The sequence below is a fragment of the Enterobacter sp. C3_dUdeg genome, assembly GCF_057536195.1.
In genome coordinates, this window is record NZ_BAAKFX010000013.1 from 15794 (window position 1) to 38101 (window position 22308).

Here is a 22308-nt window from a genome sequence, read left to right on the forward strand (position 1 = left end):
CCTTTCTCCTTACAGCGCGCAGGACACGCAGCCTTCGATTTCGGTGCCTTCCAGCGCAAGCTGGCGCAGGCGAATGTAGTAGAGCGTTTTGATGCCTTTCTTCCAGGCGTAGATTTGCGCTCTGTTGATATCCCGCGTGGTGGCGGTGTCCGGGAAGAACAGCGTCAGCGACAGCCCCTGATCCACATGTTTTGTCGCCTCCGCGTAGGTATCGATGATTTTCTCCGGGCCGATCTCATACGCGTCCTGATACAGCGCCAGGTTCTCATTGGTCATAAACGGGGCAGGGTAGTAAACGCGCCCGGTTTTGCCTTCCTTACGAATTTCAATTTTCGACACGATCGGGTGAATGCTCGACGTGGCGTGGTTGATGTAGGAAATCGATCCGGTCGGCGGGACGGCCTGTAGGTTCTGGTTATAAATGCCGTAGCGCATCACCTCGTCTCGCAGCTGCTGCCACATCTCGCGCGTCGGCAGGTTAATCCCCGCGCGGGCAAACAGTTCGCGCACTTTTTCGGTTTTCGGCTGCCAGTCGCCTTCCAGATACTGGCTGAAATATTCCCCGCTGGCGTAGCGGGACTGCTCAAAGCCCGCGAACCGCTGGTTGCGCTCGCGCGCCAGCATCATCGAGGTGTGCAGCGCGTGCCAGGTAATGGTGTAGAAATAGAGGTTGGTGAAATCCAGCCCTTCCGGGCTGCCGTAGGCGATGCCTTCCCGCGCCAGATAGCCGTGCAGGTTCATCTGCCCCAGCCCGATGGCGTGCGATGCGGCGTTGCCCGCTTCAATAGACGGCACGCTGCGGATGTGGCTCATGTCCGATACCGCCGTCAGCCCGCGAATGGCGGTCTCCACCGTGCGGCCAAAGTCGGGGGAATCCATGGTGTGGGCAATATTCAGCGACCCGAGGTTGCAGGAGATATCCTTGCCGATGTCCGCGTAGTCCAGGTTCTCGTCGTAGGCTGACGCGCTGTTGACCTGCAAAATCTCCGAGCACAGGTTGCTCATGTTGATACGCCCGGCAATCGGGTTCGCGCGGTTCACCGTATCCTCATACATGATGTACGGATAGCCGGACTCAAACTGGATCTCCGCCAGCCGCTGGAAGAAATCGCGGGCGTTGATGTTTTTTTTGCGAATGCGATCGTCGGCCACCAGTTCGTCATAAAGTTCGCTGATGGCCACGTCGCCAAACGCTTTGCCGTAAATACGCTCGATGTCGTATGGCGAGAAGAGCGCCATCTCGGCATTATCCTTAGCCAGCTTAAAGGCGATATCCGGGATCACCACGCCGAGCGACAGGGTTTTGATGCGAATTTTTTCGTCGGCGTTTTCGCGTTTGGTATCAAGAAAACGCAGAATGTCCGGATGATGCGCATGCAGGTAAACCGCGCCCGCGCCCTGACGCGCGCCAAGCTGGTTGGCATAGGAGAAGGCATCTTCCAGCATCTTCATCACCGGGATCACGCCGGAGGACTGGTTTTCGATGCGCTTGATCGGCGCGCCCGCTTCACGCAGGTTCGAGAGCAGAAACGCCACGCCGCCGCCGCGTTTGGAAAGCTGCAGCGCCGAGTTCACCGCGCGGCCAATCGACTCCATATTGTCTTCGATACGCAGCAGGAAGCAGGAGACCAGCTCGCCGCGCTGGGCTTTGCCGCAGTTGAGGAAGGTCGGCGTGGCGGGCTGGAAGCGTCCGGAAAGGATCTCGTCGGCGAGCTGTTCCGCCAGCGCTTCATCACCCTGCGCCAGGGTTAGCGCCACCATCGCCACGCGATCTTCAAAGCTTTCTAAGTAGCGTTTACCGTCAAAGGTCTTCAGGGTGTAGCTGGTGTAATACTTCCACGCGCCGAGGAAGGTCTGGAAACGAAAGCCGCTGGCGTGGGCGCGCTCGAACAGCTTCACTACAAAGGCGCGGTCGTAGCGGGTGAGCACGCGCGCGTCGTAGTAGCCCTCGTTAACCAGATAGTCGAGACGTTCATTCTGGCTCGCAAACGTCACGCTGTTGGGCCGCACGTGGGCGGCAAAAAAGGCGTCCACCGCCTCACGATCTTTATCGAACTGAATGCGCCCCTCCCGATCGTAGAGGTTAAGCATGGCGTTTAATGCGTGGTAATCCGGTGTCGCCTGAATCACCCGTTCTGCGGTTGTCGTTGCCAAAATTCGTTCACTCCTTTACGCACGTTTTCGACGTCCTGCTGTGTCCCCATCAGCTCAAAACGATAGAGATACGGCACGCCGCATTTTTGAGAAATGACATCCCCGGCGCGGCCAAAGGCATCGCCGAAATTGCGATTCCCCGCCGCGATCACGCCGCGGATTAGCCCGCGGTTATGAGGATCGTTCAGAAAGCGGATAACCTGGCGAGGCACGGCTCCTGCCGTACCGCCGCCGCCATAGCTGGGCACCACCAGAATGTAAGGTTCCTCTACCCGGATCCGCTCCCGCTCGTTCAGCGGAATGCGCACCGCAGGCAGCCCGACGCGCTCAATAAAGCGGAGCGTGTTTTCCGAGCTGCTGGAGAAGAAAACCAGCCCACTCATGCCCGGGCGGCCTGAGCGCTCAGGCGGTTAATCATGTCCGGGCGGAAGCCAGACCAGCTTGTTTCCCCGGCGACTACCACCGGAAGCTGACGAAAACCCTGCTTGCGCAGGGTGTCTGCGGCCTCGGGGACCTGGTCAACATTCACCATTTCAAACGCCACGCCACGGCTTTCCATTGCCCGTTTGGTCGCGTGGCACTGAACACAATCGTTACGAGTGTAAATAATAATGCTCATGATTCGTATTTCCATTTAAAATGAGGGTGCGGCGCGAATCATCGCGTCGGGTTGTGTATGTCTTGCTAAAAGGAATACTAGATGTAGTTGTCTTAATTTTCAACCATACAAGATATGGGAAATTTAGATTGATATCGCCCCTGTGATGAGCACAGCGGGGCAGGGCAGGCTGTACGGGTTTTTCAGGCTAACGGGCATAAAAAAGCCCCGGCGCCTGAGGCTACCGGGGCAGAATACGCGGGATTATTTACGCAGGCTGAGCAGGGCACCGACGAAGATGCCGACCGCCGCGACGGTTCCCAGAGTACATAGCGGTTTTTCACGCACGAAGGTCGTAGCACAGCTTGCCATGTCGCAGGCAGCCTGCGTGGCGCGTGAACGTCCGTTCATACGGGCGCGGGTTTCACGGAGCAGAGACTGAGCCTTACGCTTTGCGGCATCCGCTTCGTCCTTCGCGTCACTTCCCCAGGACTTCAGCACCTCTTCCAGCGTGTCCGCTAATTGGCTGACATCATTACGAATATCCTGAGCGTCGTCGTTAATATCGTTTCGGTTCGGTCTGTTAAACATACGATCCTCCGTAATTTTGTGTTCCCGTTCAGTTTAGTTCAGAAATTTAATATCTGAAGCGCATCACGCGTTATCCGGCAGTTTATGGACTATTCTGAAAGCCCTGCTATTGCTGAATACTGTAAGGTTGCCGGGCAGGAAAAGATAACGAGGAAAAGATATGTATTTACGACCTGACGAGGTGGCACGCGTTCTTGAAAAAGAGGGATTCACCATGGATGAGGTGACGCCAAAAGCGTATGGATATCGCCGCGGCGAGAATTATGTTTATGTTAATCGCGAAGCAAGAATGGGACGTACCGCTCTCATTATTCACCCGACGCTGAAAGACAGAAGTCTGTCATTTGCTGAGCCTGCCTCGGATATTAAAACCTGCGATCATTATCAGCAATTTCCGCTCTATTTAGGCGGTGAACGGCATGAGCATTATGGTATTCCGCACGGTTTCAGTTCGCGTATGGCGCTGGAGCGATTTTTGAAGGGACTGTTTGGCGACGTACAGTAAATCCGCGACTGGCGTGCGCCAGTCGCTTCACATCACGCTTTTGCCTGGCTGTACTGGCTGACCTTAAACAGGCGGCGACAGTAGTCGAGGAAATAGCCGTAAACGGCTCCCATCAACATCGAAATAACGATATTCGAACTCACCGCCGCAGCGATCTGGTGCCAGTCTGCACCGACTGTCAGGAGAATGGCTACGTAAACCGGCGACTGGAACGTCACATACGCCAGAACGTCCGCCAGGTTTTTCACCCAGCCTGTAGGACTGATACGACGCGCGAAACGCATTACCGCATCGCGGTATAAACCGTAAGGCCATGCAATAATAATATTGACCGGGATCGCCACCAGACGAGAAGAAAGCGACTGCTCGAAGGACATTCCGGAGAGGAATATTTCGATCAGCATGTTCACAACGGAACAGTAAACAACCATCGCGAAAGTATCCGCCACCGCGTGGCGCAGGCGAGATTGTGGCGAGAACATGTCTGAACTCCTTGAGAAGAACACAAAAGAAACGATTTTCCTTCAGCGGTTAGTGCTTTAGGTTGGTTTGTTTGTCGTGTATAGCGTATATCTCTGTGTTTGAACTAACAACTAGTGATTAATTTTTATTTAATCGCCTTTTGTCCACAAAATTCTCTAAAGTTGTTCGTTTTTTGTTCCGATCGTTATAATCTGTCTCGTTTGAGAGTTTTTATATTAAAATCAACAACTTGATTTTGTTGGTGGCGAGAAGCAGGAATCCCCACCTGATAGCGGTGGAGTATGCTGTGGTTTGGATTAAAGTTGGCTATTTATATTAATGTGGTGATTGGATTCACCGGTGTCCTGTCAGCGCCTTGCGCTATTATTAACAGCGAGTTCTAAATATATTAACGCTGATGCCCGTACGGACCCTTGGGTAGATATTTCAACTCAAATGAATTATTCTGTCGGCGATTTATCTATTTATCCCCCAAAGAAAAGGTTTTCAAATAATATGTCTTTGACGTTACAGAATCTTAATAATATCCGAACCCTGCGCGCTATGGCGCGTGAATTATCCCTGGACGTTCTTGAGGAAATGCTGGAAAAGGTCAGGGTCGTTACTGAAGAGAAACGCAGCGAGCTGACGGAATTAGAGCAGCAGCGTGCTGAGCAGCAGGAAAAAATTAATGCCCTGCTGGAGCGGATGAAAGCCGATGGTATTTCCCCGACTGACCTGCTGGGTTCTGAACTGGCGCAGGCGGGTAAGCCAGCGAAAAAGCGTAAGCCGCGTGAAGCAAAATATCGCTTTATTGACCAGAACGGCGAAGAGAAAACGTGGACCGGCCAGGGCCGCACGCCGAAGCCTATCGCCAGCGCGCTGGCAGACGGTAAATCACTGGATGATTTTCTGATCTAACGGATGAGCCGGGCGGAACACGCCGCCCGGCTGACTGTTCAGCAGACGCCGAAATCGCCTTCTTCGGTATAAGGCGCCACGTCGGCGGCTTTCAGCGTATATTTCTCGCCTTGCTCATTGCTGGCCTGGACCGCCACAATGCTGTCACCGTTCACTTCGAGCACTTTCAGTTTCGGGCCGCCTTTACGCGGTTGCACATAATCACCGACAGAAAACATATTACCTCCTCATCGTTTTAGCGATCTTCACCTTAGCCCACGCATGACGCCGGGTACAGCGTAATTCACCGATTACTGCTTATGAGGTACGCCGGTTCCATGGCATCACCTTGAGCAGTCGCGCCATGCCGCAAAAGCCCGTCACACCGGCGAACAGCAGCCCGGCTCCGACAAAACCGCTGAGCAGGAAAAAGCCGCTGGAGACGCTATAGCCCAGCACCACGCCGCAGAGTATCAACAGCCCGGCGGCAATTTGCACCTGACGCATCAGCGGCAGCGGCTGGGACTTGTCTTCGACGGTTGGCTGCCCCGCCAGCTTCCAGCCCTGAATCCCCCCCTCGACCACAAATGCCTCTGCGGGCGTGGCGGCCTGAGCAAGGCGTTCGGCATTCCCCGACGTCCGGGCGCCGGACTGGCAGTGAAAAATCACCGTATCGCCCGCCTGCGCGTTAAGTGCGCCGGGTAAGGTATCCAGCGGCACGGACCGCGCGGCGGGAATATGCTCGCGGGCGTACTCGTCGGCATCACGAATATCAATCAGTTTTGCGCCTTCAGCGACCCGGGCATTGGCCTGGCGCGGTGAAATAAGAGGAAGTGACATGGCGGCTCCTTACGGACAATAAAGGGTTTTCAGGGTGCTGATAAGCTGATGTACCGCATCGTTTTTAATGGAATAGAGAATGCGCTGCGCGTCGCGGGTGCTGTCGATAAGCCCTTCCTCACGCATGCGCGCCAGATGCTGCGACGTGGCGGAAGGACTTAGCCCCGTGGCTCGCGCAAGCTCCCCCGCGCTGGTGCCGGGCGCTCCGCACAGGGTGCAGAGGATCAGCAGCCGACGCGGGTTGCTCATCGCTTTTAAAAGTGTGGCGGCCTGCCCGGCGCTGGCCTGAAGCTGTTCGAGTTCGGTCATGATTGTTTAGTATTTGCTTAATTAAGTGAATGCTAAACTAATCCGGTGCATTAAACTAGCGTCAAAAGCGTAAAAGAGGGTAAACGCGAGGCCCGGAACTGGTACAGACGAATAAACTGGCTATGCTTACAACGTTCTCTTTATTATTTTCAATGGATTAGATTGAACGGAGTGTTTATATGGGATTTTGGCGTATTGTTTTTACGATCCTCATACCGCCGCTGGGCGTGCTGTTGGGTAAAGGGTTTGGCTGGGCGTTTATTATCAACATTCTTCTGACGCTGCTGGGCTACTTCCCCGGCCTCATTCACGCGTTTTGGGTACAGAGCAAAAGCTAGGCGCGCCACAGTAAATCGCTATAGATATCGGTCAGTACCCCCGCCGGACCAAACTGCTGCTTGATCCACCGCGTGACCTGGCCGGTTGCGGCATGCTGCGTGGCGAGCAGCATGCGCGAGTCCTGACGCGGGTTGTTAATCCGTCGGGTGACCAGCAGCCCCGTGTCTACCGCCTCGCGGACCATGTATTCCGGCAAAAAGCCAATCCCTTCGCCCAGGATCTGACACTGACATTTGGTGTTAAAGTCCGGGACCAGAATCGCCTCCTGCCCGTGCAGCAGCCAGCCAACCTTTTTGTTAATGGTGTGCGCGGTATCTTCCACCATGATGTTGGGATACAGGCGCAGCTGGCTTTCCGCTATTGGTTCCGGGGTGAATGCCAGCGGGTGTTCCGGCGCGATGGCAAACACCCAGCGAATGGCGCCGATCTCTGTGTAATCAATCCCGCCGCCGTCCAGCAGCGTGTCCGGCGCGCCAATCGCGATGTTGGCCTGGTTGTTGATGATGGAGTCCCAGACGCCGTTGTAGACCTCGGTGGTCACGGTGATCTGACAGGTAGGAAACTGCTTTTTCAGCACCTGCAGCAGCCGCGCCGTGTGGCGTGGGGTATACAAAAGCTGGTTGATACAGATGCGCACCCGCGCCTCAATGCCCTGAGAAATGGTATCAATCCCGCGCTTGATGGCGTGAAAGTCGTTCAGCAGGTCGGTGGCCTTACGGTAAAAGTAAAACCCGGACTCGGTCAGCTCGATGCTGCGCGTGCTGCGGACGAACAGCACCACGTCCAGCCCGGTTTCCATGCGCTTAATGGTGTAGCTGATGGCAGATGTCGTCACGCCCAGTTCGGCGGCGGCTTTGCTGAAGCTGCCGAAGCGTGCGGCGGTAGTAAAGGCCAGCAGGTTTTCCTCGGTAAAGATGGAATTCATATCTCACTCCCTTCAGCCATCAGTTTTGAACATATTTTAACAGCGTCGTTACAACGCATTTGAAGCCGATCACAGTTCTGACTCTTTGTCGAAAGCCGCACGCAGTAAGGCTTCGTCAGGCATAAGCATAATGCAGCCAGAAGCGCTAAAAAGCGGAGAAACATAAGAAAAAGGTTGCACAGACGCACGTTTTAACCAGTTTATTGAATTTACCTCAACAATGAATTGACTGTCGATGAATCATTTTTAAGCGGATTCTTTTATCACCAGGCTGTTGCTATTCTCAGGTCAACAGAAATAAAAACATCGGGAGTCTGGATATGTCTGCGAACGAACTCGTTACTGAATTTCTGCTGGCGGCAGAAGAGGGCAATAGCGATGCGCTAAAAGCCTGTCTGGAGAAAGGCGTGGATATTAACGCCACCAATCGACAGAAAAGAACCGCCGTTATTATTGCCAGCCTGAAAAAACATTATGACTGCGTGGCGTTATTAATTGCCGCCGGGGCGGATATTGATAAACAGGATCAGACCTGCTTTAACCCTTTCCTGATTAGCTGCCTGACCAACGATATCACCCTGCTGCGCCTTGTCCTTCCTGCAAATCCCGATCTCGACCGCCTGACGCGCTTTGGCGGCGTGGGCATTACCCCTGCCAGCGAAAAAGGGCACGTGGAGATCGTGCGCGAGCTGCTGGAGAAAACGGATATCAACGTCAACCACACCAACTTTGTCGGCTGGACGCCGCTGCTGGAAGCGATCGTGCTCAACGACGGCGGCGCAAAGCAGCAGGAGATCGTTAAGCTGCTGCTGGATCACGGCGCGAACCCGCACATGACCGATAAATACGGTAAAACCCCGCTCGAGCTGGCGCGGGAAAAAGGCTTCGATGCAATAGCTGACCTGCTGCTGGCGGCGGGCGCATAACGCATTCGGTCAGCCGCGTCCGGCTGGCCGTTAATTTAAAAAGCATTTTTACCGACGTGCATTTTGCACGACGGCGGCCCACTTTTATCCGCGTTCAGGAGAAAATAATGCCCACAAAAATCGTCATAAAAAAGAACACATATTTTGACTCCGTCTCATTAATGTTCGTTTCCACCAAAGCCAATAAATTACCGGGCGTCGAGCAGGCGTTTGTCGCGATGGCGACGGAAATGAACAAAGGCGTATTAAAAAACCTCGGGCTATTAACGCCGGAATTAGCGGAAGCCAAAAACGGCGACCTGATGATCGTAATTAAAGGCGACGCGGCGAAGGATGAAACGCTGGCGGCCATCGAAGCGCTGTTCACGCGTAAAGAGAGCGGCGGCACCCATGAAGCGCGCTACGCTACGATTGCCAGCGCCAAAACCCATCGGCCGGAGAGCAACCTCGCGGTGATTTCCGTCAACGGCACCTTCGCCGCCCGCGAAGCGCGCCAGGCGCTGGAAAACGATCTTAACGTGATGCTGTTTTCCGATAACGTGTCGCTCGACGACGAGCTGGCGCTGAAGCAGCTGGCGCATAAGAAAAGGCTGCTGATGATGGGGCCGGACTGCGGCACCGCCATCATCAACGGCGCGGGATTGTGCTTCGCCAACGCGGTGCGCCGCGGACCGATTGGCATCGTCGGCGCATCCGGCACCGGCAGCCAGGAGCTGAGCGTGCGCATTCACGAATTCGGCGGCGGCGTGTCGCAGCTGATCGGTACCGGCGGACGCGATCTCAGCGAGAAAATCGGCGGCCTGATGATGCTCGACGCCATCGACATGCTGGAAGCCGACGAGGGCACCCAGGTTATCGTGCTGATCTCCAAGCCGCCAGCGCCAGCCGTAGCGGAAAAAGTGCTGGCCCGCGCGCGCGCCTGCCGCAAGCCGGTGGTTATCTGTTTCCTCGGCCGCAGCGAACCGCCCGCCGATGAAGACGGCCTGCAGTTTGCGCGCGGCACCAAAGAGGCGGCCCTGAAGGCGGTCCTGCTCACCGGCATCAATAAAGAGTCCCTCGATCTGCATCCGCTCAACTGGCCGTTGATTGAAGAGGTGCGCGCCCGCCTGACTCCGCAGCAGAAGTACATTCGCGGCCTGTTCTGCGGCGGCACCCTGTGCGACGAGGCGATGTTTGCCGCGCTTGCGAAATTCGACGACGTCTACAGCAACATCCAGCCGGATCCGGCTAAGCGCCTGAGCGACATAAGCGTCAGTAAAGCCCACACCTTCCTCGACTTTGGCGACGACGATTTCACCAACGGCAAGCCGCACCCGATGATCGACCCGACCAACCGCATCAGCCGCCTGCTGCAGGAAGCCCGCGACCCGGAAGTCGGGGTAATTGTGATGGACTTCGTGCTGGGCTTTGGCGCGCACGAGGATCCGGTCGGGGTGATGATCGACGCTATCAAAGAGGCGCAGGCGATCGCGAAGGCCGATAACCGTCCGCTGGAGATCCTCGGCTACGTGCTCGGCACCGACCAGGATCCGCAGTCGCTGGCGCAGCAGTGCCAGCTGCTGACCGACGCAGGCGTCATCTGGGCCAGCAGCAGCACCAACACCGGATTACTGGCACGCGAATTTGTCTGCAAAGGGGAGAAAGCATAATGAAGACCTTATTCAACCAGCCGCTGAACGTGATTAACGTCGGCATTGCGATGTTCAGCGACGATCTTAAAAAACAGCACGTTCCCGTGACCCAACTCGACTGGACGCCGCCGGGACGGGGCAATATGCAGGTCGTTGAAGCGATCGACCAACTGGCGGAAAAACCGCTGGCGGAGAAAATCGCCGCCGCTAACCAAATCGCCCTTGAGCGCATTATTCAGTCTCATCCGGTGCTGGTGGGCTATGACCAGGCCATTAATGTGGTGCCGGGCATGACCCGCACCACCATTCTGCACGCCGGTCCGCCTGTCGCCTGGGAGAACATGTGCGGGGCGATGAAGGGGGCGGTCACCGGGGCGCTGGTGTTTGAAGGGCTGGCGAAAGATCTGGACGACGCGGCAAGGCTCGCCGCCTCCGGAGAAATTACCTTCTCGCCGTGCCACGAGCACGACTGCGTGGGCTCGATGGCGGGCGTCACCTCCGCGTCGATGTTTATGCACATCGTGGAGAACAAAACCTACGGCAACCGCGCGTTCACCAACCTCAGCGAGCAGATGGCGAAGATCCTGCGCATGGGCGCCAACGACCAGAGCGTGATCGACCGCCTGAACTGGATGCGCGACGTGCTCGGCCCGATGCTGCGCGACGCGATGAAGATCGTCGGCGAAATCGACCTGCGCCTGATGCTGGCCCAGGCGCTGCACATGGGTGACGAGTGCCACAACCGCAACAACGCGGGCACCACGCTGCTGATCCAGGCGCTGACGCCGGGGCTGATCCAGGCGGGCTACCCGGTGGAGCAGCAGCGCGAGGTGTTCGAGTTTGTCGCCAGCAGCGACTACTTCTCCGGCCCGACGTGGATGGCGATGTGTAAGGCCGCGCTGGACGCCGCTCACGGCATTGAGTACAGCACCGTCGTCACCACCATGGCGCGTAACGGCTATGAGTTCGGCCTGCGCGTTTCCGGCCTGCCGGGGCAGTGGTTCACCGGCCCGGCGCAGCAGGTAATTGGCCCGATGTTTGCGGGCTATAAGCCGGAAGACTCCGGGCTGGACATCGGCGACAGCGCCATCACCGAAACCTACGGCATTGGCGGCTTTGCGATGGCGACGGCCCCGGCAATCGTTGCGCTGGTGGGCGGCACGGTGGAGGAAGCCATCGACTTCTCCCGTCAGATGCGCGAAATCACCCTCGGCGAAAACCCGAACGTCACCATTCCGCTGCTCTCGTTTATGGGCATTCCGACCGCTATCGACATCACCAAAGTCGCGGGCAGCGGCATTCTGCCGGTGATTAACACCGCCATTGCCCATAAAGACGCGGGCATCGGCATGATTGGGGCGGGCATCGTTCACCCGCCGTTTAGCTGTTTTGAAAAGGCGCTGTTGACCTTCCGCGATCGCTACTTTTTATAAGGCATGCATCCATGAAAAACATGAAGCTGGAGTGGAAAAGAGGTGACTGGGCGGCGTATTTCGGGTTGATGACCAATAACCTGACCAATTTGCTGACCATGATGGGGCTGCTCATTTTTGTCGTCGGCATCCCGAAGGAGATTGTTTATGGACGCATCGCGCCGGCCTTCGGGCTGGCGGTGCTGGTCGCGAGTATTTGCTACGCCTGGTTCGGCATGCAGATGGCGCGCGCCACCGGGCGTAAGGATGTGACCGCGCTGCCGTCCGGCCCGAGCGCGCCGTCGATTTTTACCGTGACTTTCCTGGTGCTGATGCCGGTTTATCAGCAGACCGGCGATGCGGACTTCGCGATCCAGATTGGCCTGGTGTGGTGCTTCGTGGAGGCGATGATCCTCGCGGGCGGTTCGTTCCTGGGGGAAACCATCCGCAAGATGATCCCGCGTACCGTGCTGCTGTCGTGCCTCTCCGGTTTGGGCCTGCTGCTGCTGGCGATGAACCCGATGCTGCAGGCGTTCGAAGCGCCGACCGTGTCGTTTATCGTGCTGCTGCTGATCTTCATCAACTGGTTCGGTAAAAAGCCGATTTTCGCCCGTATCCCGACCGGTCTGCTGCTGTTGATTGCCGGTACGGCACTGGCGTGGATCTCCGGCCTGCAAAGCCCGGAAGCGATTAAAGCGTCCATGTCATCCTTCGGCTTTAACCCGCCGGAAGTGCACGTGGACAGCTTCATGCAGGGCCTGCCGCACGCGCTGCCGTATCTGGCCTCTGCCGTGCCGCTGGGGCTGGCGAACTACATCTTTGACCTGGAGAACATCGAAAGCGCCCACGCGGCGGGAGATGCGTACCCGACGCGTAAGGTGATGCTGGCGAACGGTCTGGCGTCGATGCTCGGCTGCCTGATGGGGAACCCGTTCCCGGTGACGGTCTACGTTGGCCACCCTGGCTGGAAAGCGATGGGCGCGAGCATCGGCTATACGCTGGCCTCCGGCGTGACCATGTTCATCGTGCCGCTGTTCGGGCTGGGGGCATTTATGCTCGCCATCATTCCGATGACCGCCATCGTGCCGATTCTGGTGTTTATCGGCGTCGTCACCGCCAACCAGGTGGTGAGGGAAACGCCCAAAGTGGAGGTGCCGGTGATCTTCATCTGCCTGTTCCCGTGGATCGCCAACTGGGCGCTGACCATGATGAACAGCGTGATGGGGGCGGCGGGCACCAGCGCGGCGAAGATCGGCACCGACGTGCTGCACAGCAAAGGAATTTACTACGAAGGCCTGGTGCATCTCGGCAACGGCGCGCCGCTCGCCAGCATGCTGTGGGGCTGTATCGCCATCTTCGCCATTATCAACAAGCCGCTGCGCGGAGCCGTTGCGGCCGCCGTCGGGGCGCTGCTGGCGCTGTTTGGCGTGATCCATGCCCCGGTGGTGGGCTTTGCCGAGGGCAGTTCGCTGATGTTCGTCACCGCGTATCTGATGATGGGCGGCATGTTTGTGGTGAAGCATGTGCTGGATATCTCTGTTACTCCCCCTTTCCCTGTGGGAGAGGGCCGGGGTGAGGGCACCAGAACGCACCTTCTAAAGGACACAAAATGAAAGAGCTTATGGTCGTCGCCATCGGCGGCAACAGCATTATCAAAGACAACGCCAGCCAGTCGATTGAACACCAGGCGCAGGCGGTGAAAGCGGTGGCAGAGTCGGTGCTGGAAATGCTGGCATCCGACTATGACATCGTGCTCACCCACGGCAACGGCCCCCAGGTGGGGCTGGATCTGCGCCGCGCCGAAATCGCCCACGAGCGGGAAGGGCTGCCGCTAACCCCGCTGGCAAACTGCGTGGCGGACACCCAGGGCGGGATTGGCTACCTGATCCAGCAGGCGCTCAACAATCGCCTGGCCGCGCGCGGGGAGCAAAAAGCGGTCACGGTCGTCACGCAGGTGGAGGTGGATAAAAACGATCCGGGCTTTACTCACCCTACCAAACCTATTGGTGCGTTCTTCACCGAGGCGCAGCGCGACGAGCTGCAGCAGGCACACCCGGACTGGCATTTTGTCGAGGATTCAGGCCGTGGCTACCGTCGCGTGGTGGCCTCACCGCAGCCGCTGCGCATCGTTGAGGCCGACGCCATCAAAACGCTGACGCAAAAAGGCTTTGTGGTGATCGGCGCGGGCGGCGGCGGAATACCCGTGATTCGCAGCGAGCAGGGCGACTACCAGAGCGTCGATGCGGTGATTGATAAAGATCTCTCTACCGCGCTGCTGGCACGCGAGATCGGTGCCGACGTGCTGGCGATCACCACCGGCGTGGAGAAGGTGTGCATCAACTTCGGCAAGCCGAACCAGCAGGCGCTGGACACCGTCAGCGTGGCGCAGATGACGCGCTACAGGGAAGAGGGCCACTTCCCGGCGGGCAGCATGCTCCCCAAAATCGTCGCCTCGCTGGAATTTTTACACCACGGCGGCAGGCGCGTGATTATCACCTCGCCGGACAGCCTGCCCGCGGCGCTGCGCGGGGAAACCGGCACCCATATTGTTAATGAAGGAAGATAAGATGAGTGAAAACAAAAGCCGCCGCGAATTTATCAGCCACAGCGGCAAAATGGTCACCGCCTGCGCGCTGTTTGGCGCCACCGGATCCGTCGCGTATGCTGCTGACTCCGCGAAGCCAACCTGCGAGACGGGCAAACCGATGAGCATCACCGCGAAACATTACTATCTGGACAACGTGCTGCTCGAAGCCGGGTTTAACGTCGACGGCGGCGTGGCGACGAGCACCCGCACCGAGCTGAAAACGCTGGAGATTAAAGACGGGAAGATCGTCGCCCTGCGCGATAACAAGCGCCACGCCGACGCCACGCTGCCGCACTACGATGCGGGCGGCAAGCTGATGCTCCCGGCGATGCGCGACATGCACATTCACCTGGATAAAACCTTTTACGGCGGTCCGTGGCGCTCCCTGAACCGCCCCGCGGGCACGACGATTCAGGACATGATCCGCCTTGAGCAGAAGCTGCTGCCGGAGCTACAGCCCTACACCCAGGAGCGCGCGGAAAAGCTGATCGATCTGATCCAGTCGAAAGGCTCCACCATCGCCCGCAGCCACTGCAATATCGAGCCGACCTCCGGCCTGAAGAATCTGGAAAACCTGCAGGCGGTTTTATCGCGCCGTAAGCCCGGCTTTGACTGCGAAATCGTCGCTTTTCCGCAGCACGGGCTGCTGCTGTCAAACTCAGAAAAACTGATGCGCGAGGCGATGCAGGCTGGGGCGCACTACGTGGGCGGGCTGGATCCTACCAACGTCGACGGCGCGATGGAGAAATCCCTCGACGCCATGTTCCAGATTGCGCTGGACTACGACAAAGGGGTGGATATCCACCTGCACGAAACCAGCCCGGCGGGCGTGGCGGCGGTGAACTATATGGTGGAAACCGTGGAGAAAACGCCGGAGCTGAAGGGCAAGCTGACCATCAGCCACGCCTTCGCGCTGGCGACGCTCAACGAGCAGCAGGTAGATGAGATCGCCACCCGCATGGCGGCGCAGCAGGTGACCATCGCCTCCACCGTGCCGATTGGCACCTTGCATATGCCGCTGAAGCAGCTGCGTGAGAAGGGCGTGTTCGTGATGACGGGGACCGACAGCGTCATCGACCACTGGTCGCCGTACGGTCTGGGGGACATGCTGGAGAAAGCGAATCTTTACGCTCAGCTCTACATCCGCCCGAACGAGCAGACGCTCTCCCGCGCGCTCGGTATCGCCACCGGCGACGTGCTGCCGCTGAACGACAAAGGCGAGCGCGTGTGGCCGAAAGCGCAGGACGACGCCAGCTTTGTGCTGGTGGATGCCTCCTGCTCCGCCGAGGCCGTGGCGCGCATTTCTCCGCGCACCGCGACGTTCCATAAGGGCAACCTTGTCTGGGGCTCGGTGGGTTGACGTGCATTTCTCCCTCTCCCTGTAGGAGAGGGTTGGGGTGAGGTGCATTTCTCCCTCTCCCTGTGGGAGAGGGTTGGGGTGAGGGCATCAGGCCGCACTTCCGTAGGTCGGGTAAGGCGAAGCCGCCACCCGACAATGCAGTATACTGCTATGCATATTCTTAAAGAGGGATCTGCCATGGCACAAAATATCTACGACAATCCGGCGTTTTTTGAAGGCTACGCCCGGCTTCCACGCTCGGTGCAGGGTCTGGACGGCGCGCCGGAGTGGCCCGCGCTAAAAAGTATGCTGCCGGATTTAACCGGCAAATCGGTTGTCGATCTCGGCTGCGGCTACGGCTGGTTCTGCCGCGCGGCCCGCGAGCTGGGCGCTGCTGACGTCACGGGGGTCGATATCTCAGAAAAGATGCTCGCCCGCGCGGCGGAGCTTACCGCTGACCCACAGATTCACTATCAGCGTAGCGATCTGGAATCTCTTAAGCTTAACGAGAATAGCCTCGATCTGGTCTACAGCTCGCTGGCGCTGCACTACCTGCCGGAACTGGATACGTTATTCGCCAGGGTTCAGCGCGCGCTCAAGCCCGGCGGCAGCCTGGTGTTCTCAATGGAGCACCCGATCTACACCTGCGCCACCCGTCAGGGCTGGCTGACCGACGATAACGGCGAGCGGTTCTGGGGCGTGAACCATTATCAGGATGAAGGCAAACGCGTCAGCAACTGGCTGGCGGACGGGGTGGTTAAATACCACCGCACGCTCGGCACCACGCTTAACGCGCTGATCGGGGCCGGATTAACGATAAACGACGTCAACGAGTGGGGGCCAGCGCAGGCGCAGATTGACGCCTGGCCCGCGCTGGCCGAAGAGGCGGAGCGCCCGATGCTGGTGCTGATCGCCGCCCGTAAGGCTCAATAACCCACCCTATACACCCGCCCGCTCTGCACGCCTTCCACGCTGCGGCGATAGGCCTGCGCCACGGTCGCGGCGGGAACGCTCTCAAAGCCCGGGAAGAAGCCGTCGTAGGTTTCGACGGATTCGGTGAGTACCGTCGGGCTAATCAGGTTGATGCGGATCCCGCGCGGCAGCTCGCAGGCTGCGGCGCGGACAAACCCTTCCAGCGCCGCATTCACCGTAGTGGCATTCACGCCCTGGGCAATCGGCTCGTGCGCCACGATGCCGCTTATCAGCGTAATCGAGCCGCCCTCGTTCAGATAATGCTGGCCGGTCAACGCCAGGCGCACCTGCCCGAGCAGCTTGTCCTGCAGGCCCAGGTTGAAGTCGCTGTCCTTCATGGTCGCGAGTGGGCCAAAGTAAAGGCCACCGCTGGCGGAGACAATCGCATCCACCGGGCCGATTTTCTCAAACAGCGCCTGGACGCTCGCCTGCGAGGTGATATCCACCTGCTCGTCGCCCTGCGTGCGGCCGACGCGGATGACCTCGTGGCGACGACTCAGCTCTTCCGTTACCGCACGACCGACCGTACCGCTGGCACCAATAATGACGATTTTCATAGCCGACTCCTTATGTTGTGAACCCCCATTCTTTAATAAATAAAAATGGAGATAAACTGGGCTAAAGTTAGAAGATTGCTAACCAGGAGTTTGGAATATGGATAAGCTTCGCAGCATGGAGACCTTTATTGCCGTGGTTGAAAGCGGCAGCTTTACCGGCGCGGCGGCACGGCTGGAGATGTCGGCGGTAATGGTGGGGAAATACGTTGCGCTGCTGGAATCACAGCTCGGTACCCGCCTGCTGGAGCGTAACACGCGGCGCCAGAGCCTGACCGACGCCGGGCGGGTCTATTTCGACGAGTCGAAGCGGGTGCTGGAGCAGGTCGCGATCGCCGAAAGCGCCGTGGAACGCCTGCGCGCCGCGCCGTCCGGCACCCTGCGCGTGACGGCGCCCACCTCGTTTGGCGGCAGCGCGATCGCGCCGCTTACGGCCTCTTTTTTACAACGCTACCCGGAGGTGCGCATCGAGCTGGATCTCACCAACCGGATGGTGGACCTGGTGGAGGAGGGCATCGATCTGGCCATTCGCATTGGCGACATTCACAACGACGATCTGGTGGCGAAATACCTCTGCCCTTACCGGATGGTGATCTGCGCCGCGCCGGACTACCTTGCGCACTACGGTACGCCGCAAACCCCTGCCGATCTGGTGGATCATCTCTGCCTGTCCCACAGCGTGTGGACCGCGCGCAACGAGTGGCGGCTGCCGGGCGTTGAGGGCGAAGTGCGCTGGAAGCGGGACGCGGTCTTAAGATGCAACGACGGCTACGGGCTGCGGATGGCCGCGAGAGCCGGGGCGGGACTGCTGCTGCAGCCGGAGGTTCTGGTGGCGGAAGATCTGGAAAGCGGCAGGCTGGTGCGGGTGCTGGAGGCGTATATTCCGGCGCCTAGACCCGTGCATTTGCTGTGGCGTCAGGATTTACGACCTCTCCCTAAGCTAACGGAATTTATCGCCCATATTCTGCTAAGATTGGGCACACTATAAAAAAAGAAGGTATGCAAAGAATGTCTGTGAATAAACTCGCCAGCAGCGCGCAGGGCCTGCAATCATCTGCCATCCGTGAATTGTTAAAACATAGCAAAATGGCCGGCGTCATTTCGCTGGGTGGGGGGATTCCTAACCCGGCCTTGTTCGATCACGAAGGGCTGAAAATTGCCGCTGATGCCGTATTATCACAGCATTTTGGTGAGGCCTTTCAGTACGGTCTGACCGAAGGCGTACCGGGGCTACGGGAAGAAATTCAGCGCATCTGTGAAGGGCGCGGGATCCGCTGCAAGGCGGATGATGTGATCGTGACCTCCGGTTCACAGCAGTCCCTCGACGTGCTGGCGCGTGCATTAATTAACCCGGGCGATACCGTTGTGGTTGAGCGTCCAACCTATCTTGCTGCGCTGCAGGTATTTGGCCTGGCGCAGGCGAATTTTGAATCCGTTGGCACCGATGGCGACGGCATGAAGGTCGACGAGCTTGAAGCGCTGGCGGCAAATAAAACCATCAAAGCGGTCTATATTGTTCCGACGTTTGGCAACCCTGGCGGGGTAACCCTTTCTGAGGCGCGTCGCAAACAGCTGGTGGAATTATCGAAGCGCTATGATTTCGTCATTATTGAAGACGATCCGTACAGCGAAATTAATTATACCGATGAAGTTTTCCGCCCGTTAATTGCCCATGCCAAAGATATCGGCAACGAAGAGAACGTGGTGTATACCTCAACCTTCTCCAAAATTCTTGCTCCAGGAACCCGCGTGGGCTGGGTGCTGGTGCCGGAATGGCTGAAGCGCGCAGTAGTCAACCTTAAGCAAACCACCGACCTGCACACCAGCACGCTGTCGCAGCTGATGACGTATGAATACCTGAAAACCGGTCGTCTGCCCGATCAGATTAAAACGATCCGCGAAGCCTATCGCCAGAAATACCAGACGTTCGCAACCGAGCTGGAGGCCGAGCTGGGCGATGTGATGTCGTTCCACAAGCCGAAGGGCGGCATGTTCCTGTGGGCGAATATGAAAAATGGTAGTAATACCACCCGCTGGCTGGAAAAAACGTTAAGTAACGGCGTAGTATTTGTGCCGGGCGAATTTTTCTACTGCAATGAGCCAGACCATTCTACGCTGCGTATGTCGTTTGTCACGCCAACGGATGAAGAGCTGAAGGAAGCGGTTCAACGCCTGAAAAAATCGCTGTAAAAGACCTGCGCATAATGGTTTTCCTGCCGTTATGCGCAATACGCGTTCAGGCGGCACGGGCCGCGATCGTCCATGGAGATCTCCATGTTTGAATTTCTGTTCGGTGTCGTTACGCACACGCCCGCCTGGGTGTGGGTGCTGTTTATCTTCCTTATCTCTCGCGGCATTAAAGCCCGCAGGCCTGCCACCGTTACGCTGGAGAGGCTTGCCATCATTCCGGCAATATTTCTAATCTGGGATATCTACGATCTGGTGGTCTACCGCACCCTGACGCCCGGAACTGTCGCATTGTGGACGGCGGGGATCCTCGCCGGGGCCGCGCTGGGGTATATCCTGATTAAGCAGGCGGTTATCACCCGCGCAGCCTTTACCGCCAGGCAGACTACACCGCGCTGCCGTTTATGATGCTGGCGTTCGGCGTGAAGTATGTGCTGGGCGTGATGAGCGCGGTCTCTCCCCAGACGATGCAGCAGCCCGCCATGAGCGCGCTGGCGATCGTCTCCGGCGGCGTGTTTGCCGGCGTGTTTCTCGGGAAATTTGCGCGTTACGTTGGGGTATATAACAGTGCCGCATCGCGCCCGGCGGAGTAAGGTTATTCTGTCGCGTGTGCCAGCGTGCGATCTGCAGCATCACCGCTGAGTGCTCGCGTGACTTCATGGATCCGCCAGATTTTCCCTTCACGCAGCGCGGCAAACAGGTAAACCTCGATCTCTGCCTGACGACCATCAGGATACGTGACCGTTACGATATGCCGGTCAGCCAGAAGTTCGTCATGGCAGGCTATCTCCACCACGGTAAAGGCGATTGCGCGGATCTGTGAGCTGACGTGGCTCAGATGCTGGACAAAACCCCGGTAGTCAAGCGCGTGACCGTCCGTAAACTGCTGGTAATCGGACGTAAATACCTCTGCCGGATCGATATCGCCGTTGAATAAGCGGGTTAACAGGCAGGCCATCTTTTCGCGCTGCGCGGCGTTGTCGGTGTGGGCTATCAGGGACGTGATAATGCTCATGCGGGCTCCTTATGTGGTTGAATCACCATTATCCTTGACAGCCGAAGTCGCAGTTTCTCTAATACGCCGAAGAATAACGATTTTCGGTCAAAATGATATGGTCAGTGTTGAAACGCTCCTTCATCCCGGCGGGTACCGAACGCCCCGGCACAGTCATCGCACCGGCCAGCTGTGGCGCATTGCAACGGGGCTGCTGGTCATTGAGACGCAGCAGGCGCGATCGGTCGTACCGGCAAAACACATCGGCTGGATCCCTCCGGATCGGCAGCACGCCGCTTTTTCCGAAAGTGCGGTAGAAGGCTGCGCTATCTTTCTTGACCCCGCCGTGTGCGCAATGCTTCCCGATGCGCCCGCGCTGTTCGAGCCCGACGATCTCACCCATGCACTGTTTTCCCGTTTATGCGATGCAGAGAGCGAGTACGATCCGCGAAAGCTTGCTTTGCTGCTGGATGAGCTTGCCCTGACGCCCCAGGCTCGCTTTTCTCTGCCCGTGCCGACGGATCCGCGTCTGAAGAACGTGGTCAGCCATTTGCTGCAGTGTGTCGATGATAACCAGACGGTCGAGAGCCATGCTGTTCATGCTGGGATGAGCGTGCGTACGTTCAACCGTCGGTTTAGCGCCCAGACCGGAATGAACTTTGTTAACTGGCGGCAGCTGGCTCGCGTCATGCGGGCAATGGAGTGGCTGGCGGCGGGGAAGCCGGTAGGGTGGATTGCGCTGTCCTGCGGCTACAGCAGCGTCAGCGCATTTATTGAGGTTTTCAGAGCATGGACAGGTAAAACGCCGGGGCAGTGGGTGATTAAAGAAGGCCCTTTTGGGCGAAGGTAATGCGCGTGGCTGCGTTGAGATCCAGCTCTTTTAACGACTCCGGATTAACCCAGGCGATCTCCTGAAACTCTTCATTAAACGTGACTTCCCGGTTGGCGCTGATGCAGTCGAAGATCAGATAGATCATGTAAATCTCCTCAGTGGTGCCATCGGCGTAGGTTTTCACCCTAATGTCATCGCGAAAAGCCCATGGCGTAACCGAGACAATCTCCAGCGCTTCGCCCAGCTCTTCGCGGATCTCACGGCGCAACGCCTGTTCCATGGTTTCGCCCGGCTCCATTCCACCGCCGGAGAGAGCCCACTGGCCGGGGAACACGCCGCGATCGTCGGCCATTTTACACAGGAGGTAGGCACCGTCATTCTGGATGATGGGGCAGACAATGGTTCGTTGGCGCATGATTTCTTCCTGAAAAAGTATTAATAGGTGAAGTGTTTACCGAATCAGGCTACATCCGGCTGGCCTGATTTTCGCTTAGCTATGACGTCCGCAACGGTCTTTATACGGCTTAGCTCCTCCTGCGTCCTGGGGTTGGATTGCGCTTCCCAGATATCGACGTTCAGCTGTAAGTTAAGCCAAAATTCAATCGTGGTATCAAAGGCTTTTGCCAGTTTGATCGCCATATCGGCAGTCAGCTTGCGATTGTTATTGACCAGCGCGCTGATGGTGTTGCGGTGAACATTGAGCATCTCCGCCAGATCGCTGATTTTCAGATTGAGCGGTTCAAGATACTCATATTGCAACACGTCGCCCGGCGTGGTGGGTTTGCGGAGTGCCTGTTGAAGTGTCATAGGTGATGCCTCACTTGTGTTGCGTGTACTTGTGTGGAGAGAGGTAGAGATCTTCTGCTTTACCCTCTGTCCAGCGAAATACGAGCCTGTATTGCCTGTTTACCCGGATTGAGGAATATCCCTTCAGCGGAGGATTCAATGCTTCATACATATTGCCCGGTGGCGATCGCAAATCCCTGTGCGAGGTTGCTGCCCTGATGATATCGAGCTTTCTCGCAAGCGCTGTTTCCAGATTTGCAGGAATAACATTGCTCGATCTGCCGTAAAGAAAAAAATCCTCAAGCCATTGATCCCGAAAATAACTAATCATAATGGTGCTGAGCTCCAGTCCTTGAAGCTGATTGAATAGTAATGCACTCCTGCACAGTGCGCAAGTGCGTTTTTGTCTGCGGTTAATATTACCTTGGCGATGGCTGAAGGGAAGTGGGATGCATGACTAAAGAT

General features: G+C 57.5%; 29 protein-coding genes. 15 read left to right on the forward strand and 14 right to left on the reverse strand.

Features of this window, described 5'->3' with window-relative positions:
• Nucleotides 1-9: 9 nt before the first annotated feature.
• From nrdE to AC27FC_RS20175, 4 genes are all read right to left on the reverse strand, one after another.
• Nucleotides 10-2154: a class 1b ribonucleoside-diphosphate reductase subunit alpha gene (gene nrdE, locus AC27FC_RS20160; protein WP_196355021.1), complete on the reverse strand. Its 2145-nt coding sequence runs from the start codon at nt 2152-2154 to the stop codon at nt 10-12.
• A complete protein-coding gene (gene nrdI / locus AC27FC_RS20165; protein WP_021241965.1) occupies nt 2127-2537 on the reverse strand; it encodes a class Ib ribonucleoside-diphosphate reductase assembly flavoprotein NrdI in 411 nt (136 codons plus the stop codon). The genes nrdE and nrdI overlap by 28 nt, the downstream gene beginning before the upstream one ends.
• Nucleotides 2534-2773 (reverse strand): glutaredoxin-like protein NrdH, encoded by a 240-nt coding sequence (nrdH, locus tag AC27FC_RS20170; protein WP_045889183.1) that lies wholly within the window; start codon nt 2771-2773, stop codon nt 2534-2536. The genes nrdI and nrdH overlap by 4 nt, the downstream gene beginning before the upstream one ends.
• A gap of 243 nt (nt 2774-3016) precedes the next feature.
• Nucleotides 3017-3343 (reverse strand): ElaB/YgaM/YqjD family protein, encoded by a 327-nt coding sequence (locus AC27FC_RS20175; RefSeq protein ID WP_023308924.1) that lies wholly within the window; start codon nt 3341-3343, stop codon nt 3017-3019.
• 160 nt (nt 3344-3503) lie between these two features.
• Here AC27FC_RS20175 and AC27FC_RS20180 point away from each other — a divergent pair, with 160 nt between their 5' ends.
• Nucleotides 3504-3848 (forward strand): DUF2002 family protein, encoded by a 345-nt coding sequence (locus AC27FC_RS20180; protein ID WP_023308923.1) that lies wholly within the window; start codon nt 3504-3506, stop codon nt 3846-3848.
• 32 nt (nt 3849-3880) lie between these two features.
• Here the strand turns inward: AC27FC_RS20180 and alaE are convergent, their stop codons facing one another.
• Nucleotides 3881-4330, reverse strand: a complete 450-nt coding sequence (gene alaE / locus AC27FC_RS20185; RefSeq protein WP_087823303.1) for an L-alanine exporter AlaE — start codon at nt 4328-4330, stop codon at nt 3881-3883.
• A 496-nt stretch (nt 4331-4826) separates the two neighbouring features.
• Between alaE and stpA the strand changes: the two genes are divergently transcribed.
• On the forward strand, nt 4827-5231 hold the full coding sequence (gene stpA, locus AC27FC_RS20190) for a DNA-binding protein StpA (RefSeq protein WP_033146355.1): 405 nt from the start codon (nt 4827-4829) through the stop codon (nt 5229-5231).
• 38 nt (nt 5232-5269) lie between these two features.
• Here the strand turns inward: stpA and AC27FC_RS20195 are convergent, their stop codons facing one another.
• The 3 genes from AC27FC_RS20195 to AC27FC_RS20205 form a co-directional block, all read right to left on the reverse strand.
• Nucleotides 5270-5449, reverse strand: coding sequence for a YodC family protein (locus tag AC27FC_RS20195; RefSeq protein ID WP_023308920.1), 180 nt, complete (start codon nt 5447-5449; stop codon nt 5270-5272).
• 79 nt (nt 5450-5528) lie between these two features.
• Complete coding sequence (locus AC27FC_RS20200; RefSeq protein ID WP_196355022.1) at nt 5529-6050, reverse strand: rhodanese family protein; 522 nt, start codon at nt 6048-6050, stop codon at nt 5529-5531.
• Nucleotides 6051-6059: 9 nt separating this feature from the next.
• Nucleotides 6060-6359: an ArsR/SmtB family transcription factor gene (locus tag AC27FC_RS20205; protein WP_029742056.1), complete on the reverse strand. Its 300-nt coding sequence runs from the start codon at nt 6357-6359 to the stop codon at nt 6060-6062.
• Between the two features lie 179 nt (nt 6360-6538).
• On the opposite strand from AC27FC_RS20205, the gene AC27FC_RS20210 reads away from it, so the two are divergent.
• Complete coding sequence (locus tag AC27FC_RS20210) at nt 6539-6697, forward strand: YqaE/Pmp3 family membrane protein (protein WP_023308917.1); 159 nt, start codon at nt 6539-6541, stop codon at nt 6695-6697.
• Here the strand turns inward: AC27FC_RS20210 and AC27FC_RS20215 are convergent.
• Complete coding sequence (locus AC27FC_RS20215) at nt 6694-7623, reverse strand: LysR substrate-binding domain-containing protein (RefSeq protein WP_045888794.1); 930 nt, start codon at nt 7621-7623, stop codon at nt 6694-6696. The genes AC27FC_RS20210 and AC27FC_RS20215 overlap by 4 nt on opposite strands.
• Before the next feature lie 320 nt (nt 7624-7943).
• On the opposite strand from AC27FC_RS20215, the gene AC27FC_RS20220 reads away from it, so the two are divergent.
• The 7 genes from AC27FC_RS20220 to AC27FC_RS20250 all read left to right on the forward strand — a co-directional run bounded on the left by AC27FC_RS20220 (nt 7944) and on the right by AC27FC_RS20250 (nt 16451).
• A complete protein-coding gene (locus AC27FC_RS20220) occupies nt 7944-8549 on the forward strand; it encodes an ankyrin repeat domain-containing protein (protein WP_039263421.1) in 606 nt (201 codons plus the stop codon).
• Nucleotides 8550-8656: 107 nt separating this feature from the next.
• Complete coding sequence (gene fdrA / locus AC27FC_RS20225) at nt 8657-10198, forward strand: acyl-CoA synthetase FdrA (RefSeq protein WP_196355023.1); 1542 nt, start codon at nt 8657-8659, stop codon at nt 10196-10198.
• Nucleotides 10198-11613, forward strand: a complete 1416-nt coding sequence (locus AC27FC_RS20230; protein ID WP_196355024.1) for a YlbE family protein — start codon at nt 10198-10200, stop codon at nt 11611-11613. Before fdrA ends, AC27FC_RS20230 begins: the two co-directional genes overlap by 1 nt.
• Before the next feature lie 11 nt (nt 11614-11624).
• Entirely contained in the window at nt 11625-13205 is a 1581-nt protein-coding gene (locus AC27FC_RS20235) for a xanthine permease (RefSeq protein ID WP_196355025.1), read from the forward strand.
• Nucleotides 13202-14158, forward strand: coding sequence for a carbamate kinase family protein (locus tag AC27FC_RS20240; RefSeq protein ID WP_047059377.1), 957 nt, complete (start codon nt 13202-13204; stop codon nt 14156-14158). Before AC27FC_RS20235 ends, AC27FC_RS20240 begins: the two co-directional genes overlap by 4 nt.
• Nucleotide 14159: 1 nt before the next feature.
• Entirely contained in the window at nt 14160-15539 is a 1380-nt protein-coding gene (locus AC27FC_RS20245) for an amidohydrolase family protein (RefSeq protein ID WP_196355026.1), read from the forward strand.
• Nucleotides 15540-15716: 177 nt separating this feature from the next.
• The gene (locus AC27FC_RS20250) at nt 15717-16451 is read left to right on the forward strand and encodes a class I SAM-dependent methyltransferase (RefSeq protein WP_048979788.1); all 735 of its coding nucleotides are present in this window, start codon (nt 15717-15719) and stop codon (nt 16449-16451) included.
• Here AC27FC_RS20250 and AC27FC_RS20255 read toward each other — a convergent pair.
• Complete coding sequence (locus tag AC27FC_RS20255; RefSeq protein ID WP_094935692.1) at nt 16445-17047, reverse strand: short chain dehydrogenase; 603 nt, start codon at nt 17045-17047, stop codon at nt 16445-16447. The two genes, AC27FC_RS20250 and AC27FC_RS20255, sit on opposite strands and share 7 nt — an antisense overlap.
• A gap of 97 nt (nt 17048-17144) precedes the next feature.
• Here AC27FC_RS20255 and AC27FC_RS20260 point away from each other — a divergent pair, with 97 nt between their 5' ends.
• From AC27FC_RS20260 to AC27FC_RS20275, 4 genes are all read left to right on the forward strand, one after another.
• Nucleotides 17145-18032 carry a LysR family transcriptional regulator gene (locus AC27FC_RS20260; RefSeq protein ID WP_094935693.1) on the forward strand — a complete coding sequence of 296 codons (888 nt, stop codon included), beginning with the start codon at nt 17145-17147 and terminating at the stop codon, nt 18030-18032.
• Nucleotides 18033-18052: 20 nt separating this feature from the next.
• The gene (locus AC27FC_RS20265; protein WP_094935694.1) at nt 18053-19234 is read left to right on the forward strand and encodes an aminotransferase-like domain-containing protein; all 1182 of its coding nucleotides are present in this window, start codon (nt 18053-18055) and stop codon (nt 19232-19234) included.
• 84 nt (nt 19235-19318) lie between these two features.
• Nucleotides 19319-19639 carry a hypothetical protein gene (locus AC27FC_RS20270; protein WP_487160337.1) on the forward strand — a complete coding sequence of 107 codons (321 nt, stop codon included), beginning with the start codon at nt 19319-19321 and terminating at the stop codon, nt 19637-19639.
• Complete coding sequence (locus tag AC27FC_RS20275; protein ID WP_487160338.1) at nt 19636-19824, forward strand: hypothetical protein; 189 nt, start codon at nt 19636-19638, stop codon at nt 19822-19824. Before AC27FC_RS20270 ends, AC27FC_RS20275 begins: the two co-directional genes overlap by 4 nt.
• Before the next feature lie 2 nt (nt 19825-19826).
• Here AC27FC_RS20275 and AC27FC_RS20280 read toward each other — a convergent pair whose 3' ends face one another.
• Nucleotides 19827-20246: a nuclear transport factor 2 family protein gene (locus AC27FC_RS20280; RefSeq protein WP_196355027.1), complete on the reverse strand. Its 420-nt coding sequence runs from the start codon at nt 20244-20246 to the stop codon at nt 19827-19829.
• A gap of 97 nt (nt 20247-20343) precedes the next feature.
• On the opposite strand from AC27FC_RS20280, the gene AC27FC_RS20285 reads away from it, so the two are divergent.
• A complete protein-coding gene (locus AC27FC_RS20285) occupies nt 20344-21075 on the forward strand; it encodes a helix-turn-helix domain-containing protein (RefSeq protein ID WP_094935696.1) in 732 nt (243 codons plus the stop codon).
• Here AC27FC_RS20285 and nudI read toward each other — a convergent pair.
• The 3 genes from nudI to AC27FC_RS20300 are packed head-to-tail and all read right to left on the reverse strand — an operon-like array spanning nt 21047 to nt 22174.
• The gene (nudI, locus tag AC27FC_RS20290; protein ID WP_033146340.1) at nt 21047-21472 is read right to left on the reverse strand and encodes a nucleoside triphosphatase NudI; all 426 of its coding nucleotides are present in this window, start codon (nt 21470-21472) and stop codon (nt 21047-21049) included. The genes AC27FC_RS20285 and nudI overlap by 29 nt on opposite strands.
• Nucleotides 21473-21516: 44 nt before the next feature.
• Complete coding sequence (locus tag AC27FC_RS20295) at nt 21517-21864, reverse strand: HigA family addiction module antitoxin (protein ID WP_109844720.1); 348 nt, start codon at nt 21862-21864, stop codon at nt 21517-21519.
• 10 nt (nt 21865-21874) lie between these two features.
• A complete protein-coding gene (locus AC27FC_RS20300; RefSeq protein WP_033146338.1) occupies nt 21875-22174 on the reverse strand; it encodes a type II toxin-antitoxin system RelE/ParE family toxin in 300 nt (99 codons plus the stop codon).
• Nucleotides 22175-22308: the final 134 nt, after the last annotated feature.

Excerpts from the sequence above, each read along its gene's own strand:
- nrdI (WP_021241965.1), bottom strand. The coding sequence starts at position 2,537 with ATGAGTGGGCTGGTTTTCTTCTCCAGCAGCTCGGAAAACACGCTCCGC.
- nrdH (WP_045889183.1), bottom strand. The coding sequence starts at position 2,773 with ATGAGCATTATTATTTACACTCGTAACGATTGTGTTCAGTGCCACGCG.
- AC27FC_RS20175 (WP_023308924.1), bottom strand. The coding sequence starts at position 3,343 with ATGTTTAACAGACCGAACCGAAACGATATTAACGACGACGCTCAGGAT.
- AC27FC_RS20180 (WP_023308923.1), top strand. The coding sequence starts at position 3,504 with ATGTATTTACGACCTGACGAGGTGGCACGCGTTCTTGAAAAAGAGGGA.
- alaE (WP_087823303.1), bottom strand. The coding sequence starts at position 4,330 with ATGTTCTCGCCACAATCTCGCCTGCGCCACGCGGTGGCGGATACTTTC.
- stpA (WP_033146355.1), top strand. The coding sequence starts at position 4,827 with ATGTCTTTGACGTTACAGAATCTTAATAATATCCGAACCCTGCGCGCT.
- AC27FC_RS20195 (WP_023308920.1), bottom strand. The coding sequence starts at position 5,449 with ATGTTTTCTGTCGGTGATTATGTGCAACCGCGTAAAGGCGGCCCGAAA.
- AC27FC_RS20200 (WP_196355022.1), bottom strand. The coding sequence starts at position 6,050 with ATGTCACTTCCTCTTATTTCACCGCGCCAGGCCAATGCCCGGGTCGCT.
- AC27FC_RS20205 (WP_029742056.1), bottom strand. The coding sequence starts at position 6,359 with ATGACCGAACTCGAACAGCTTCAGGCCAGCGCCGGGCAGGCCGCCACA.
- AC27FC_RS20210 (WP_023308917.1), top strand. The coding sequence starts at position 6,539 with ATGGGATTTTGGCGTATTGTTTTTACGATCCTCATACCGCCGCTGGGC.
- AC27FC_RS20215 (WP_045888794.1), bottom strand. The coding sequence starts at position 7,623 with ATGAATTCCATCTTTACCGAGGAAAACCTGCTGGCCTTTACTACCGCC.
- AC27FC_RS20220 (WP_039263421.1), top strand. The coding sequence starts at position 7,944 with ATGTCTGCGAACGAACTCGTTACTGAATTTCTGCTGGCGGCAGAAGAG.
- fdrA (WP_196355023.1), top strand. The coding sequence starts at position 8,657 with ATGCCCACAAAAATCGTCATAAAAAAGAACACATATTTTGACTCCGTC.
- AC27FC_RS20230 (WP_196355024.1), top strand. The coding sequence starts at position 10,198 with ATGAAGACCTTATTCAACCAGCCGCTGAACGTGATTAACGTCGGCATT.
- AC27FC_RS20235 (WP_196355025.1), top strand. The coding sequence starts at position 11,625 with ATGAAAAACATGAAGCTGGAGTGGAAAAGAGGTGACTGGGCGGCGTAT.
- AC27FC_RS20240 (WP_047059377.1), top strand. The coding sequence starts at position 13,202 with ATGAAAGAGCTTATGGTCGTCGCCATCGGCGGCAACAGCATTATCAAA.
- AC27FC_RS20245 (WP_196355026.1), top strand. The coding sequence starts at position 14,160 with ATGAGTGAAAACAAAAGCCGCCGCGAATTTATCAGCCACAGCGGCAAA.
- AC27FC_RS20250 (WP_048979788.1), top strand. The coding sequence starts at position 15,717 with ATGGCACAAAATATCTACGACAATCCGGCGTTTTTTGAAGGCTACGCC.
- AC27FC_RS20255 (WP_094935692.1), bottom strand. The coding sequence starts at position 17,047 with ATGAAAATCGTCATTATTGGTGCCAGCGGTACGGTCGGTCGTGCGGTA.
- AC27FC_RS20260 (WP_094935693.1), top strand. The coding sequence starts at position 17,145 with ATGGATAAGCTTCGCAGCATGGAGACCTTTATTGCCGTGGTTGAAAGC.
- AC27FC_RS20265 (WP_094935694.1), top strand. The coding sequence starts at position 18,053 with ATGTCTGTGAATAAACTCGCCAGCAGCGCGCAGGGCCTGCAATCATCT.
- AC27FC_RS20270 (WP_487160337.1), top strand. The coding sequence starts at position 19,319 with ATGTTTGAATTTCTGTTCGGTGTCGTTACGCACACGCCCGCCTGGGTG.
- AC27FC_RS20275 (WP_487160338.1), top strand. The coding sequence starts at position 19,636 with ATGATGCTGGCGTTCGGCGTGAAGTATGTGCTGGGCGTGATGAGCGCG.
- AC27FC_RS20280 (WP_196355027.1), bottom strand. The coding sequence starts at position 20,246 with ATGAGCATTATCACGTCCCTGATAGCCCACACCGACAACGCCGCGCAG.
- AC27FC_RS20285 (WP_094935696.1), top strand. The coding sequence starts at position 20,344 with ATGGTCAGTGTTGAAACGCTCCTTCATCCCGGCGGGTACCGAACGCCC.
- nudI (WP_033146340.1), bottom strand. The coding sequence starts at position 21,472 with ATGCGCCAACGAACCATTGTCTGCCCCATCATCCAGAATGACGGTGCC.
- AC27FC_RS20295 (WP_109844720.1), bottom strand. The coding sequence starts at position 21,864 with ATGACACTTCAACAGGCACTCCGCAAACCCACCACGCCGGGCGACGTG.
- AC27FC_RS20300 (WP_033146338.1), bottom strand. The coding sequence starts at position 22,174 with ATGATTAGTTATTTTCGGGATCAATGGCTTGAGGATTTTTTTCTTTAC.